We start from the raw sequence: 13,267 nt of genomic DNA, 5'->3' as shown, positions 1-13,267 counted from the left end.
CGTTACAGACCGAGACAAATAGACGGGCGGCGGAGGCGCGACTGCCCATCCCCTACTCCCATTCCTGTTTGTAGATGTTGAGTGACTTTACGTAGCGCCCCTGGGCGCCCATGATGTCGCGAACCAGCCGTAAGAAGAAGCTGATACACGAGGTATCGAAGCCATCTTCTAGGTCCTCAGGATGCACGGCGCCAGGCCCGTCGACCGCCGTATCGCTCAGGCGCGCAATGTCGTAGAGGTAGAGCTGCCCCGCCGTCAGCCAGACATCGTCGACGCACGCGAGGCGCACCGCAATCGCGCCATCGCGCCAGTGCTCCTTTTGCACGATATGCGGATCGTAGACGTCAAAGCGACGGTCGGTACGCGTGTCGCGCAGCGCGACCATACCGGTCGCGGGATCCTTATCCAAAATGCCAAAGCGAGAGAAATAGTGCGTGCCGCGCACCTGCTCGAGCCGTCTGAGCGAGACGGGCGAAAGCGACGCCGGCGGCTCGTCAACATACAGCTCAAGCAGCGTCTTGCCATGGCAATAGGGACGCTCGAACAGCAGCCAATCGGTAAATGCCATGTTATAGGCCATGATTTCATTTTGCGAGGGCTCCTCGCAATAGCTGAGCCATGGGTCGACTATCACTTCGAACTGTGTACGCGCCGCCTCCAAAAACTGAAACTTGCGCAGCATCCAAAACTGGGCCATGCCGGCAATATCGTCACCGACGGCCTCGGCCAGACGTCCCCGGTCCAAAACATGATCAGCCATGGCATCCTCCTCAAACTGATAAACCTCAATTTGAGCTTACGAGGAGGGCGGGTGGTCGCCGCCATCACGGGCGAAATGGGCATCGGGCTGCAAACCAGATGCTGACCAAGCACTTGACGGGATACTTGCAGATTATACAAATTGCCACAAAATCGCGGGTAGAACTAGACGAATCACCCGCGCCGCTGTCCGCAAACAACTAAAGCCGCCACATAAACAGCAGAGCGCAACGAGCGCAAACGCCAACGGGTAGGCAGCCAAACGTCGGCAAACGAGCAAAACGCTCGCAAACCCGCAAGGAGTGTCCCCGGATGCCGGCACGTAAGGAAAGTGCCCCAGCTGCCGGCACTTGGGGACGCTCCTGATATGCCGGCCGTTGGGGACAGCCCTTGCCGATTCGATTGTTGAGTAACTCCGTGATTGTCTTACAACCCCAGCGCCTCGGCGACCTCGGCTGCGCAGGCGAGGGCATCGGCCATGGCACTCACCACGAGCGAGCTGCCGTTGCGGGCATCGCCGGCCACATACACCGGCGCGGCATCCGCGGCAACGCCATCCACGCGAGCCGCAAGATGCGAGTCCTCGGAGGCCATCACGGGCAACGGACGGCCCGCCGTGGCAATAGGCACGTCAACAGCGTCGAACACGCCGTGCTCCGGACCCGTAAAGCCACAGGCGATCAGCACCAGCTGGGCCGACACCTCGTGCTCGGAGCCCGCAATGCGTTCGGGCTTGCCGGCCGACCAGTCCAGATCGACCACGCGCAGGCCCGCGGCAGCGCCCTTCTTGTCCAGCAATACCTCGAGCGTATCCACGCCCCAAGCACGCATCTCGCCGCCCATGGCAGCGATAGCCTCCTGCTGACCGTAGTCGGTCTTCTTAACGTTGGGCCACTGCGGCCAGGGGTTGCTCGCCGCACGCTTATCGGGTGCGGCCGGCAAGAACTCAAACTGACGCACACTGCGTGCGCCCTGGCGCACCGCGGTACCCACGCAGTCGTTGCCGGTATCGCCGCCGCCAATGACCACAACGTCCAGGCCGCGCGCGTTCACCGCGGGCTCACCGCCATCGAGCACCGAGACGGTCGAAGCCGTCAGGTAGTCCACGGCATACACCACGCCCGGGGCATCCACATTCGTAGCCAAAAGACCGCGGGGCGTACGAGCACCGGCAGCCACCACAACGGCGTCAAAACCATTGAGCTTGGCCGCCACCGCAGGGTTCGTAACGTCAGTACCCAGCTCAAAGACAATGCCCAGCTCGCGCATGAGCGCCACGCGGCGCTCGACCACGGACTTCTCGAGCTTCATGTTGGGAATGCCGTACATGAGCAGACCGCCTGGGCGGTCGTCGCGCTCAAACACCGTCACGCGGGCACCGCGACGCGCAAGTTCCCATGCAGCCACCAGGCCAGCCGGGCCGGAACCAACCACGGCGACCGATGGTGCGTCCTCCCCTGCCGGCTCAAAGCGACGCGGGCCGCCGTTTGCCCATTCGTGGTCGCTGATCGCGCGCTCGTTATCGTGAATCGTTGTGGGCTGGCCGTCGACCGAACCCAGGTTGCATGCAGCCTCGCACAGTGCCGGGCATACGCGGCTCGTAAACTCGGGCATGGGCGAGGTGAGCGACAGGCGCTCGGCCGCATCGTCCCAGCGACCGCGATACACCAGCTCGTTCCACTCGGGAATCAGGTTATGCAGCGGACAGCCACTCGGACGCGCCTTGCCAAAGCTCGCACCCATCTGGCAAAACGCCACGCCGCACATCATGCAGCGGCTCGCTTGGGCGCGGCGTGCATCGTCGTCGAGCTCCACATACAGCGGATCGAAATCGCGGCTGCGCTCCTCCACGGGGCGCAGCTCGTGGGTCACGCGATCGATATCAAGAAAAGCACCGGGCTTACCCATGGCACTTACGCCTCCTTCTTGGTCGAAGCAACAGAGCTGACAGCCACGGGCGCAGCACCGCCCGCGACATCAAAGCGAGCGACATCCGCGGCGCTCGCGCGGCCGGTCACGATGTCAAACGCCAACTCCTCGGCCTGCGCATGCGTCTTGCCCACGGCCTCGGCCGCAGCGACAATCGCCAGCACGCGCTCGTACTCGGTCGGAATGACCTTCACAAAGTGCTTGCTCATCGAGTCGAAGCTGTAGAGCAGCTTAATGCCGCGCGGGCTCTGTGTCGCGTCCACGTGCTCCTGGATGAGCGCGCGAATCTGTGCCAGCTCGCCAGCCGTCGGGGCCTTGAGTTCCACGCTCTCGTGGTTCACACGGGCCTCGAGCGTGCCGTACTGGTCAAAGACATAGGCCACGCCACCCGTCATACCGGCGGCGAAGTTCTGCCCGACCTCGCCCAAGATGAGCGCCAGGCCGCCCGTCATGTACTCGCAGCCATGGTTGCCGCAGCCCTCGACCACCACGGTGGCACCGGAGTTACGCACGCCAAAACGCTGTCCGGCAAGGCCGTTAATAAAGCCGCGGCCGCTCGTGGCACCAAAGAACGCCACGTTGCCCACGATGATGTTCTCGTCGAACTTGTAGGTCGCATGCGGGTTGGGGCGCACCGACACCTCGCCGCCCGAAAGGCCCTTGCCAAAGTAGTCGTTGGCGTCGCCGCACACGTTGAGCGTAATGCCGCGCGGCAGAAAGGCGCCAAAGCTCTGACCGGCCGAACCGTCGCAATCGATGGTGATGGAGCCGGCGGGCAGGCCCTCGGGATGCGCCTTGGTCACCGCATTGCCCAAGATGGTGCCCACGCAGCGGTTGACGTTGGCGATATCGGCGCGGAACCGAATCGGACGCAGGTGCGCACGGGCATCGGCCGTATAGGGCACGAACAATGTGGAGTCGAGCGTCTTGTCGAGCTCGCTGTCCGCAGCCATCTGCGGCAGGAAGTGGCGACCGTCGGCGCCCGGGATATGGGCACCGAACTCGCAGGTCGCGCTCGCCAGCACGGGCGACAGATCAAGCAGGTTGGCCTTGCGGTTGCCCGGTACCTCGATCTGGCGCAGGCACTCGGGATGGCCGACCATCTCGTCGACGGTGCGGAAGCCCAGGCTCGCCATGACCTCACGCAGCTGCTCGGCAACAAAGAGCATAAAGTGCTCAACGTGCTCGGGCTTGCCGCGGAAGCCGCGACGCAGGCGACAGTTTTGCGTGGCGATGCCGGCCGGGCAGGTATCCTGCTGGCAGTCGCGCTGCATGAGGCAGCCCATGGAGATGAGCGGCATGGTCGCAAAGCCAAACTCCTCGGCGCCCAGCAGGCAGGCGACGGCAACATCGGTGCCGTCCATGAGCTTGCCGTCGGCCTCGAGCACCACGCGGGAGCGCAGGCCGTTTTGCAGCAACGTCTGCTGAGCCTCGGCAAGGCCGAGCTCCAGCGGCAGGCCGGCGTGCCAAATGGAATCGCGCGCCGCGGCACCCGAGCCGCCATTGTGGCCGCTGATCAAGATCTTGTCGGCGGCACCCTTGGCCACACCGGTGGCGATGGTGCCGACGCCGGCCTCGCTGACCAGCTTGACCGACACGCGCGCACCGGGGTTGGCGTTCTTAAGATCAAAGATCAGCTCTGCCAGGTCCTCGATGGAGTAGATGTCGTGGTGCGGCGGAGGCGAGATCAGGCCGATGCCGGGCGTGGACTGACGGACCTCGGCGATCCAGGGGTAGACCTTCTTACCGGGCAGGTGGCCACCCTCGCCGGGCTTGGCGCCCTGGGCCATCTTGATCTGAATCTCGAAGGCGCTGCACAGGTAGCGGCTCGTTACGCCAAAGCGCGCACTTGCCACCTGCTTGATGGCGGAGTTCTTGGAGTCACCGTTAGCCAGCGGGGTCTCGCGACGCGGATCCTCGCCGCCCTCGCCCGAGTTAGAGCGTCCATGCAGGCGGTTCATGGCGATGGCCATGCACTCGTGCGCCTCTTTGCTGATAGAACCGTACGACATGGCACCGGTGTTAAAGCGGCGGACGATGTTGCGCGCGGGCTCCACCTCGTCGAGCGAAACCGGCGTGCGGCCGTTGGCATTAAAGTCGAGCAAGTCACGCAGGCGCACGGCACGGCCGGTGCGGTGCAGGCGGGCGCTGTACTCCTTAAAGGTGTCGTAGCTGTCCTCACGGCAGGCGGTCTGCAGCAAGTAGACAGTCTGCGGATCAATAAGGTGATCCTCGCCGCCGAGCGGGCGCCACTTGGTCAGACCCAGCGTGGGCAGCTGATCGGGAGCCGGGCTCTTAAGGATAGCGAGCGCGGCGTCGTAGCGCTCGTTTTGCTCGCGCTCAACGTCCTCGACACCCATACCGCCCACACGGCTCACCGTGCCGGCGAAGTACGCGTTGACGAACTCCGACGTAAAGCCCACGGCCTCGAAGATCTGCGCCGAATGGTAGCTCTGCACCGTGGAGATGCCCATCTTGGACATGATGGAAACGATGCCGGCGGTCGCAGCCTTATTGTAGTTGGCGATGCCCTGCTCGGCTGTCACGTCCAGATCGCCGTGCGCCGCCAGGTCGCGAATGCACGCATGCGCGTTGTACGGATAGATGCCGCTCGCGGAGTAGCCCACCAGCGCCGCAAAGTCGTGCGGAGACACGGCGTCGCCACACTCCACCACGATGTCGGCAAAGGTACGCACGCCGGCGCGGATCAGGTGGTTGTGCACGCAGCCCACGGCGAGCAGTGACGGCACGGGTACCTCGTCCGCTCCGGCGCGATCGCTCAACACCACGATGTTCACGCCGTCGCGGACCGCAGCCTCAACGTCCTCTGCAAGCTGCTTGAGCGCAGCCTGCAGCGCGCCCTCGCCGGCATCGCGGCGGTAAACGGCACGGAAACGGCGGGTCTTAAAGCCAACACGGTCAATCGCGCAAATGCGGTCGAACTCCTCCTCGCTCAGCAGTGGGCGCTCCAGACGCACCAGTTGGCAGGCCGTACGAGAGTCCTCGAGCAGGTTGCCGTGGTTGCCCAGGTAGAGCGTGGTCGAGGTGACCATATGCTCGCGCAGGGCGTCGATCGGCGGGTTCGTGACCTGGGCGAACAGTTGATAGAAGTAGTCAAAGAACGAGCGTGTCTTCTTGGACAGGCAGGCCAGCGGCGCATCGATACCCATCGAGGCGAGCGGGGCCTTGCCCTGCTGGGCCATGGGGCGCACGACCTCGTCAACATCATCCCAGTGATACCCGAGCTTAGCCATGCGCACGGCGGCGGGCACCTCGGCATCCTCGGCGGGCGTTGCCGCGGCGGGCTTGTCGAGCGCGTCAACGGTCAGCGTCTCCTCGGCAATCCAATCGCGGTAGGGCTTTTCCTTGGCATAGCGGGCGCGCAGCTCGTCATTGTAGATCACACGGCCGCGGGCAAAATCGACCTCGAGCATCTGGCCCGGTCCCAAACAACCGCTTGTCAGGATATTCTCGGGGCGCACCTCGATGGTGCCCACCTCGCTTGCCAGCATAAAGCGGCCGTCGCGCGTCACGTAGTAGCGAGCCGGGCGCAGGCCGTTGCGGTCGAGGGCGGCACCCAGCGTACGGCCGTCGGTAAAGGCGATGGCCGCCGGGCCGTCCCAGGGCTCCATGAGCATGGACTGGTAGGCATCGTAGGCGCGACGCTCCTCGCTCAGGTTGTCGTTGTGGTCCCACGGCTCGGGCAGCAACATGGACGCGGCACGCGTGAGCGGACGGCCGTTCATGACCAAAAACTCGAGCACATTATCCAGAATCGCGGAGTCGGAACCCTCGCGGTTGATGATGGGCATCACACGCTCAAGATCATGCTGCAGCACGGGGCTGTACAGGTTAGGTTCGCGGGCGCGAATCCAGTTGACGTTGCCCTTGAGGGTGTTGATCTCGCCGTTGTGGATAATAAAGCGGTTGGGATGTGCGCGCTCCCAGCTAGGCGTGGTGTTGGTGGAGTAGCGCGAGTGGACGAGCGCCACGGCCGTCTTGACGGCGGCGTCGTTGAGATCGATAAAGAAGCGGCGCATCTGCGTGGCGACCAGCATGCCCTTGTACACGATGGTGCGCGAGCTCATGGAGCACACATAGAAGATCTTGTCGCGCAGGGCAAACTCGGCGTCGGCCTTCTTTTCGATGGTGCGGCGGCACACGTACAGGCGACGCTCAAAGGCATCGCCGGCGGGCGTGTCGTCCGGACGGCCCAGGAAGGCCTGCAGGATGGTGGGCATGCAGGCGCGGGCCGTCTCGCCCAGATCGTGAGGGTCGACCGGCACCTCGCGCCAAAAGAGCAGCGGCACGCCGGCCTCGGCACAGCCTTCCTCAAACACGCGGCGGGCATCCTCTACGCCCTTGTCGTCCTGCGGGAAGAACAGCATGGCCACGCCATAGTCGCCCTCTGCCGGCAGAATCTGGCCGCACTTTTGAGCCTCTTTGCGGAAAAAGTGATGCGGAACCTGGAACAGGATGCCGGCGCCGTCGCCGGTATTCTTCTCGAGTCCCGTGCCACCGCGGTGCTCCAAGTTGACCAGAATGGACAGCGCATCGTCCAGAATCTGGTGGTGGCGCTCGCCGTTGATATCGGCAAGAGCGCCGATGCCACATGCATCGTGGTCGAATTCGGGGCGATAAAGGCCCTGCTGCTGAGCGGAATCTGCCTGCATCGCGATCCTCCCCTAGATATTTAGACAGTCAGTTGAATAGGCATACTAGAAGCATCGCCGGCCCATTGTGTTTCCCGCCCGTTTCGAAACAATTGCGTAACGCACACCCTACGAGTGGACACCGCCGACCTCAAGGGCAGCAACAAGGGCCCCAGGTTCGGCCTGTAAGCTCACCGCTTCAAACATCTCAATCTGTAACAGGAAGACCCAATTTCGACGACTAACTGTTACAGATTGAGATGTTCTCGAGAGACGGTTACGAATGTCTCAATCTGTAACACAAGGGGCCGGTTTTGGCGGTCAGCTGTTACGGATCGAGATTTTCCATAGGACCATTTCTTCCTGTCTCGATCTGTAACACCTAGGCCCAATTTCCATCCCTAGTTGTTACAGATCAAGACATTTCGGCAACCCCCTTTTACCATCCTATTCAAATACAACAATTTTGTTAGTCATGGTCAGATTTAGAGCCTAAAACGGGTATCCTTTGCGGCGTCAAACAAACGGCACGCAGGAGTGCACCATGATCGACCATCTCAAACATCACTTTGGCTCCCCGCGCACCGGCGGCCACGGCGGACTCGACATCGCACGGCATATCGGCCCCGGGCTGCTCGTGACCGTCGGCTTTATCGACCCGGGCAATTGGGCCTCCAATATGGCCGCCGGCTCGCAGTTTGGCTACGCGCTGCTGTGGATCGTCACGCTGTCCACGATCATGCTCATCGTGCTGCAACACAACGCGGCTCACTTGGGCATCGCCACGGGCATGTGTCTTGCCGAGGCCACGACGCGCCACCTGCCCCGCCTCGTCGGGCGTGCGATACTCGGCAGCGCGTATCTAGCCACGGTCGCCACCGCCATGGCCGAAGTCCTGGGCGGTGCGATCGCACTTCAAATGCTCTTTGGCCTGCCCGTACGTGCCGGCTGCATCATCGTGGCGGCGGCATCGATTGCCATGCTCATGACAAGCTCCTACAAACGCGCCGAACGCTGGATCATCGCCTTCGTGGGCGTGGTGGGACTTTCGTTTTTAGCCGAGCTTCTGCTGGTCAAGGTCGACTGGCCGCAAGCCGCCACAAGCTGGATCACACCCAGTATGCCCACCGGCTCAGTCGCGATTATCGTAAGTGTCCTAGGCGCGGTCGTTATGCCCCACAACCTCTTCCTGCACTCCGAGGTCATCCAATCCATGCACTTCGAAGGCCAAGGCGAGCAGGTTATCGAAGAACGCCTGCACTACGAGCTCTTCGACACGCTCTTTTCGATGGGTGTGGGCTGGGCAATCAACTCGGCCATGGTCATCCTGGCCGCAACGACCTTCTTTGCGCACGGCATTGTCGTAGACGACCTCGCCGTCGCAGCGGCCACGCTCTCCCCCATTCTGGGCCCGGCAAGCTCGACCATCTTTGCGGTGGCACTGCTGTTTGCGGGCATATCGAGTAGCGTGACGGCGGGCATGGCGGCGGGCACCATCACCGCGGGCATATTCGACGAGGAATACGACATCCACGACCGACATTCCTCGATCGGAGTGGCGGCCTGTTTCGTCGGCGCAGTGGCGGCGTGCCTGATCGTCCCGAATCCTTTTGAGGGTCTCATTTGGAGTCAGGCACTGTTGTCGCTTCAGCTGCCGATTACGGTCTTTGTGCTCATACGACTCACCAGCTCGCCCCGCGTCATGGGCAAATACGCCAACTCGCGCCCGCTCAACGCGTTGCTCGTAGGGATCGGTGTCATCGTGACGATTCTCGACATCGTGCTGCTAACGGGGATGTAATGGGATGGCGTGACTGTCCAGATATAACGTCTCAATCTGTAACACGTGAGGCCGTTTTGAGCCCTTAGATGTTACAGATTGAGATTTTCTGAGAGATAGTTTCAGTTTGTCTCGATCTGTAACAAGTGGACCCAATTTCCGCGCCCAGATGTTACAGATCGAGATATTTCTTCAGCCCCAACCTTTTGTCTCGATCTGTAACAAGTAGAGGGGGTTTACGTGCCTAAATGTTATAGATTGAGATTTTGAGAATGATGGTTTTGGTTTGTCTCGTTCTGTAACAGGAAGACCCGTTTTGAGCCGTTAGATGTTGCAGGTTAAGACAAAAGGTCGCCCGGACTCACAACAGACAGGATCGGCTAATAGCAGCCGTGATCCCTCGGGGACGGAGGAAAAGGGCCCCGGCCGGGATATCCGACCGGGGCCCTTGGACAGAGCTATATGTTGCTGCAAGTCGTGTGTCTACGAGCTACTCCTCGACGAGCTCAAACTGATCGGGACCGACGCCACACACCGGGCACACGTAATCCTCGGGCAGCTCGGGCGTGTCGACCTCTACCTCGTAACCGCAAACGGTGCACACGAACTTGTACGTCTTCTTTTCCTCGGCCATGATGTTCTCCTCTCGAACGTGGCTGCTGGTGTACTTTGCTTAATTAGTATATATTCTTAATAATATAGTGCAAGCGGTTTTACCGCATTTCTACCCTTGGTACGAAGACGCCTTGGGCGGCGTCTTGCCCTTCAGGACCTTATGGTAGTAATCGTAGGTGAGCGGCGTCTCGTCGCTCAGGCGCTCGGCATCCTCGACCTCGCCGATAAACAGTAGATGCGTGCCCACATCCACTGTGTCGATCAAACGGCAGCTAAACAAGGCCGCCGCATGCTCGGGAACATAGGGCATGCCCAGTGCGGTCTCGCGCGTCTCGTACTTGGCAAATTTGTCATAGTTGCTGCTGGTACGGAATCCAAAGTTACCAATGTAGGGCATATCGGCCGTCTGATCGATCACGGTCAGCGCAAAGGCCTTGGCAGACGAGATAACGCTAGACGTGACATTTTCCTTGTTCACGGCAACCGAAATGCGCGGCGGCGTGGACGTCACCTGCACCGCGGTGTTGATAATGCAGCCGGCGCGCGACCCATCTGCCGCGGCACTCACCACATACAGCCCGCACGGCATCGTAAAGAACGCAGTTTTATCCAAAACGATCACTCCCCTAACTCGGAATTGAGCCTTGCAGACGTATATACCCACAATGAGACCTATGTGTCAGAACGGTAAGAAAAATGAGCCACACGCAGTTGCGGTGAAAAAGTCCCTGTTTAAGCCTGGATACCCAACAAACAGGAACTATTCCACCGCAACTTGCGAGGAGCAGACCGGGAGTACGACAACAGTGATGGATGAACATCCCCGCCCGCCCGGATATCAACCCTTAGCGATTACGCTCCTTAAGCGCGCGATCGATTTCGCGCTGAACGTCACGTTTGGCCATGTCCTCGCGTTTGTCGTAGAGCTTTTTGCCACGGCCCAGGCCCAACAGCAGCTTAACGCGACCATCGGCATTAAAGTAGAGCTCGAGCGGCACCAGTGCATAGCCGCGGTTGCGTAGTTTGCCGTCAAGAAAATCAATCTCCTTGCGATGCAGCAGCAGACGGCGCCGGCGATCGGGATCACGGTTCCACACGCCACCGTGACTATAGGGATGGATGTGCAAACCCACCAGCCAGCACTCGCCGCCGCGAATCAGCGCAAAAGTATCGGTAATCTGACAGGCGCGCTCGCGAATCGACTTGACCTCGGTACCGCTCAACTCAATGCCGCATTCGAATGTCTCGTCGATAAAGTATTCGTGATGCGCCGAACGATTCTTAGAGATGAGCTTGCGCTCGCGCTTACTGGGCATCGCCGGCCTCCTCGGCGTCATCGGCTTTCCCGCTCGCGGCCTCGCGTTTGGCCTTGCGCTCGGCGTTGAGCTCGGCATCGCTTTCGCGCACCAGCTTAATGATCGCCGCGCATGCCTCCTCGCCCACCAGGTCGCGGGCACGGACCGTCAGGCGTGTAGCCTCCTGCTTGTCACCGTCGCCCGCAGCGTCGGTCGCACACATAATCAGACAAATGGCAATCTCGGCCGAAGGCGAGGTCGGTACGCCCTGCAACGCCAGCTCGCCCATCACATGCTCATCACTCTCGTCGGCGGCATCCGGATAGGTGGCATGGATCTTGCTGAGCAAGCGCGTCGTATGTGAATCGCCAGGGGCCAAGCGCAGCGCCAGACGTGCGCAACCCACGGCCGCCGAGACGTTCTCGGTCTCGGGCTCCAAAAAGTACTGGCCCAAGTTGGCGTAGGCGCGGGCGGCGCACCTGCCGTCACTCGCACGCTCCAGCACCGAAAACGAAAGCGAAGCCCACTCCTGCTTGTCCTCGAGCGCACGGAACAGCTCGGCCAGATCCAGTCGGTAGTTGCAGTTCATGGGGTCCCAGCGCACGGCCTGCATCAAGGCATTGCGGGCGCTCACATAATCCTGCTGACGGATGTAGGCAAACGCCATGTCGGAGTACAGGCGATCAAAGGGCACCTCGACCTGCACCAGCTCGCGTGGATCCTTTTCCACGCGGCGGTAGGCCAGGCGCTCAAACTTGCTATCGAAGCTAAAGTACTGGCGGTTCTCCTCCGTTTTGCACTCGGCATCGATATACTCCTCGGCGAGCTCCACCAAACGCTCCAGCAGCGGCGTCGCCGTGGCCAGGTCTCCCTGCGCCAGGTAATTCTCGGCATACGTAATGTCTTGTAGGCTGATGGGCAGGTCCATGGCAACTCCTCGGTCCAGGTGAAACGCGGCTCATTCCACACATGCGGTGTATACACAAAACCCGGGTCTCTTGCGAGGCCCGGGCATTCAATTTGTGGTAGCCCGTACCAGATTCGAACTGGTGATCTCCGCCTTGAGAGGGCGGCGTCCTAAACCGCTAGACGAACGGGCCATATGTAGCAAATGCAATGGCTGGGATGGAGGGAGTCGAACCCCCATTGACGGAACCAGAATCCGCTGTCCTGCCATTAGACGACATCCCAATGATTGCATCGCTGCGCTCGGCTGTGCCTTTGCGCAAGAAAGAAATATACGGGAAGTCGCTCCGTGACGCAAGCCCCAATTTTGACTTTTTTAAAATTCGGTCAAATTGGCCTAATTTCGTCCAACCCGTGAAGGACCTGTGATGCCGACCGCTGTACACGAAGGGCAAAACGCCGCGAGCGGTAGCCCTCAACCGTTGGCAGATACTAACGCGAAAACGATAGCACCAGGCAACACAATCGAAGTATCTTTTGATCATGCGGACGTCATGGCATGCGGCGCTCCCCAACCTCAAGCGCATCCAGGCAAGCCTCGTCGAGCTGTCCGGCATGCCGACCGTCATATCCGAGAAGAACCTGGAGCGGCGGCAGCGCGAGCGCCTGCAGCGGCAACGAATTCCGTTTATCTGCCCCGGCATTCAGGCATACCTGCCCTTTATGGACGAAGAGTACTGGAGCGACACGCCCGACAAGCACGTAAAGATCTACGACCCACATGAATGGGCGCAGCTGAAGGACTGACTGGGGCAGGCCCGCCCTGGAGTAGGCCCGCCGGCAGAAAGCGCATCCCAGATTTCAAGCTCAAACTGGTCCCCACTTTCCCGTCGAGCCCTCAACCGGAAACCGTGTCCCAGAATCAGCACTCAAAATGGGACGCACTTTCCGAAGTCGCTACAGCAACGCCTCGGTCCAAGCCGCTTCCCTAAAGCCGGGAATCGCAAAGCCGTCGCCCACCAGCAGCGGGCGCTTAACCAGCATGCCGTCAGTCGCCAGCAGCTCGCAGCATTCCTGGTCCGTCATACCCGCATCCAGGCGCGCTTTCAGACCAAGCTCTCGATATTTCATGCCCGACGAGTTAAAGAAGCGTCGCACCGGCAGCCCCGAACGAGCAATCCAGGTTGCAAGTTCCTCAGCCGAAGGATTGTCTGTAACAATATCGCGATCGACGTACTCAACCCCATGCTCGTCCAACCAGGCCTTGGCCTTTTTACACGTCGAGCATTTGGGGTATTCAACAAACAGCACTGCCATGGGGATTCCCTTCT

General features: G+C 60.9%; 10 protein-coding genes and 2 tRNA genes. 2 read left to right on the top strand and 10 right to left on the bottom strand.

What is annotated here, in order from left to right; genetic code table 11:
* Positions 1–52 precede the first annotated feature (52 nt).
* The 3 genes from ACTQVX_RS01625 to gltB all read right to left on the bottom strand — a co-directional run bounded on the left by ACTQVX_RS01625 (position 53) and on the right by gltB (position 7,361).
* Positions 53–760 carry a hypothetical protein gene (locus ACTQVX_RS01625; protein ID WP_441560030.1) on the bottom strand — a complete coding sequence of 236 codons (708 nt, stop codon included), beginning with the start codon at positions 758–760 and terminating at the stop codon, positions 53–55.
* A 425-nt stretch (positions 761–1,185) separates the two neighbouring features.
* Positions 1,186–2,667 carry a glutamate synthase subunit beta gene (locus ACTQVX_RS01620; protein ID WP_441560029.1) on the bottom strand — a complete coding sequence of 494 codons (1,482 nt, stop codon included), beginning with the start codon at positions 2,665–2,667 and terminating at the stop codon, positions 1,186–1,188.
* A 5-nt stretch (positions 2,668–2,672) separates the two neighbouring features.
* Positions 2,673–7,361 (bottom strand): glutamate synthase large subunit, encoded by a 4,689-nt coding sequence (gene gltB, locus ACTQVX_RS01615; RefSeq protein ID WP_441560027.1) that lies wholly within the window; start codon positions 7,359–7,361, stop codon positions 2,673–2,675.
* Between the two features lie 523 nt (positions 7,362–7,884).
* Between gltB and ACTQVX_RS01610 the strand changes: the two genes are divergently transcribed.
* Positions 7,885–9,141, top strand: a complete 1,257-nt coding sequence (locus tag ACTQVX_RS01610; RefSeq protein WP_441054826.1) for an Nramp family divalent metal transporter — start codon at positions 7,885–7,887, stop codon at positions 9,139–9,141.
* 469 nt (positions 9,142–9,610) lie between these two features.
* On the opposite strand, the gene ACTQVX_RS01605 is transcribed toward ACTQVX_RS01610, so the two are convergent.
* The 6 genes from ACTQVX_RS01605 to ACTQVX_RS01580 all read right to left on the bottom strand — a co-directional run bounded on the left by ACTQVX_RS01605 (position 9,611) and on the right by ACTQVX_RS01580 (position 12,221).
* The gene (locus tag ACTQVX_RS01605; RefSeq protein WP_035137395.1) at positions 9,611–9,754 is read right to left on the bottom strand and encodes a rubredoxin-like domain-containing protein; all 144 of its coding nucleotides are present in this window, start codon (positions 9,752–9,754) and stop codon (positions 9,611–9,613) included.
* A gap of 90 nt (positions 9,755–9,844) precedes the next feature.
* The gene (locus ACTQVX_RS01600) at positions 9,845–10,348 is read right to left on the bottom strand and encodes a flavin reductase family protein (protein WP_117743517.1); all 504 of its coding nucleotides are present in this window, start codon (positions 10,346–10,348) and stop codon (positions 9,845–9,847) included.
* Positions 10,349–10,580: 232 nt separating this feature from the next.
* Positions 10,581–11,051 (bottom strand): SsrA-binding protein SmpB, encoded by a 471-nt coding sequence (smpB, locus tag ACTQVX_RS01595; protein ID WP_196025254.1) that lies wholly within the window; start codon positions 11,049–11,051, stop codon positions 10,581–10,583.
* Positions 11,041–11,958, bottom strand: a complete 918-nt coding sequence (locus ACTQVX_RS01590; RefSeq protein ID WP_427727424.1) for a hypothetical protein — start codon at positions 11,956–11,958, stop codon at positions 11,041–11,043. Before ACTQVX_RS01590 ends, smpB begins: the two co-directional genes overlap by 11 nt.
* A gap of 95 nt (positions 11,959–12,053) precedes the next feature.
* Positions 12,054–12,130 (bottom strand) — tRNA-Glu (locus ACTQVX_RS01585).
* Positions 12,131–12,147: 17 nt separating this feature from the next.
* Positions 12,148–12,221: transfer RNA gene (locus ACTQVX_RS01580), tRNA-Gln, on the bottom strand.
* A 258-nt stretch (positions 12,222–12,479) separates the two neighbouring features.
* Between ACTQVX_RS01580 and ACTQVX_RS01575 the strand changes: the two genes are divergently transcribed.
* Complete coding sequence (locus ACTQVX_RS01575; protein ID WP_441537941.1) at positions 12,480–12,743, top strand: hypothetical protein; 264 nt, start codon at positions 12,480–12,482, stop codon at positions 12,741–12,743.
* Between the two features lie 150 nt (positions 12,744–12,893).
* On the opposite strand, the gene ACTQVX_RS01570 is transcribed toward ACTQVX_RS01575, so the two are convergent.
* Positions 12,894–13,259, bottom strand: a complete 366-nt coding sequence (locus ACTQVX_RS01570) for an arsenate reductase family protein (protein WP_441560095.1) — start codon at positions 13,257–13,259, stop codon at positions 12,894–12,896.
* Positions 13,260–13,267: the final 8 nt, after the last annotated feature.

The sequence above is a fragment of the Collinsella sp. LCP19S3_A6 genome (assembly GCF_052122015.1).
In the GTDB taxonomy this organism is placed as follows: domain Bacteria; phylum Actinomycetota; class Coriobacteriia; order Coriobacteriales; family Coriobacteriaceae; genus Collinsella.
The sequence above is the reverse complement of the archived record's forward strand: the minus strand, read 5'-3'. Positions and strand labels throughout refer to the sequence as shown.

Coding starts and splice junctions, on each gene's coding strand:
- ACTQVX_RS01625 (WP_441560030.1), bottom strand. CDS start 760: ATGGCTGATCATGTTTTGGACCGGGGACGTCTGGCCGAGGCCGTCGGT.
- ACTQVX_RS01620 (WP_441560029.1), bottom strand. CDS start 2,667: ATGGGTAAGCCCGGTGCTTTTCTTGATATCGATCGCGTGACCCACGAG.
- gltB (WP_441560027.1), bottom strand. CDS start 7,361: ATGCAGGCAGATTCCGCTCAGCAGCAGGGCCTTTATCGCCCCGAATTC.
- ACTQVX_RS01610 (WP_441054826.1), top strand. CDS start 7,885: ATGATCGACCATCTCAAACATCACTTTGGCTCCCCGCGCACCGGCGGC.
- ACTQVX_RS01605 (WP_035137395.1), bottom strand. CDS start 9,754: ATGGCCGAGGAAAAGAAGACGTACAAGTTCGTGTGCACCGTTTGCGGT.
- smpB (WP_196025254.1), bottom strand. CDS start 11,051: ATGCCCAGTAAGCGCGAGCGCAAGCTCATCTCTAAGAATCGTTCGGCG.
- ACTQVX_RS01590 (WP_427727424.1), bottom strand. CDS start 11,958: ATGGACCTGCCCATCAGCCTACAAGACATTACGTATGCCGAGAATTAC.
- ACTQVX_RS01575 (WP_441537941.1), top strand. CDS start 12,480: ATGCGGACGTCATGGCATGCGGCGCTCCCCAACCTCAAGCGCATCCAG.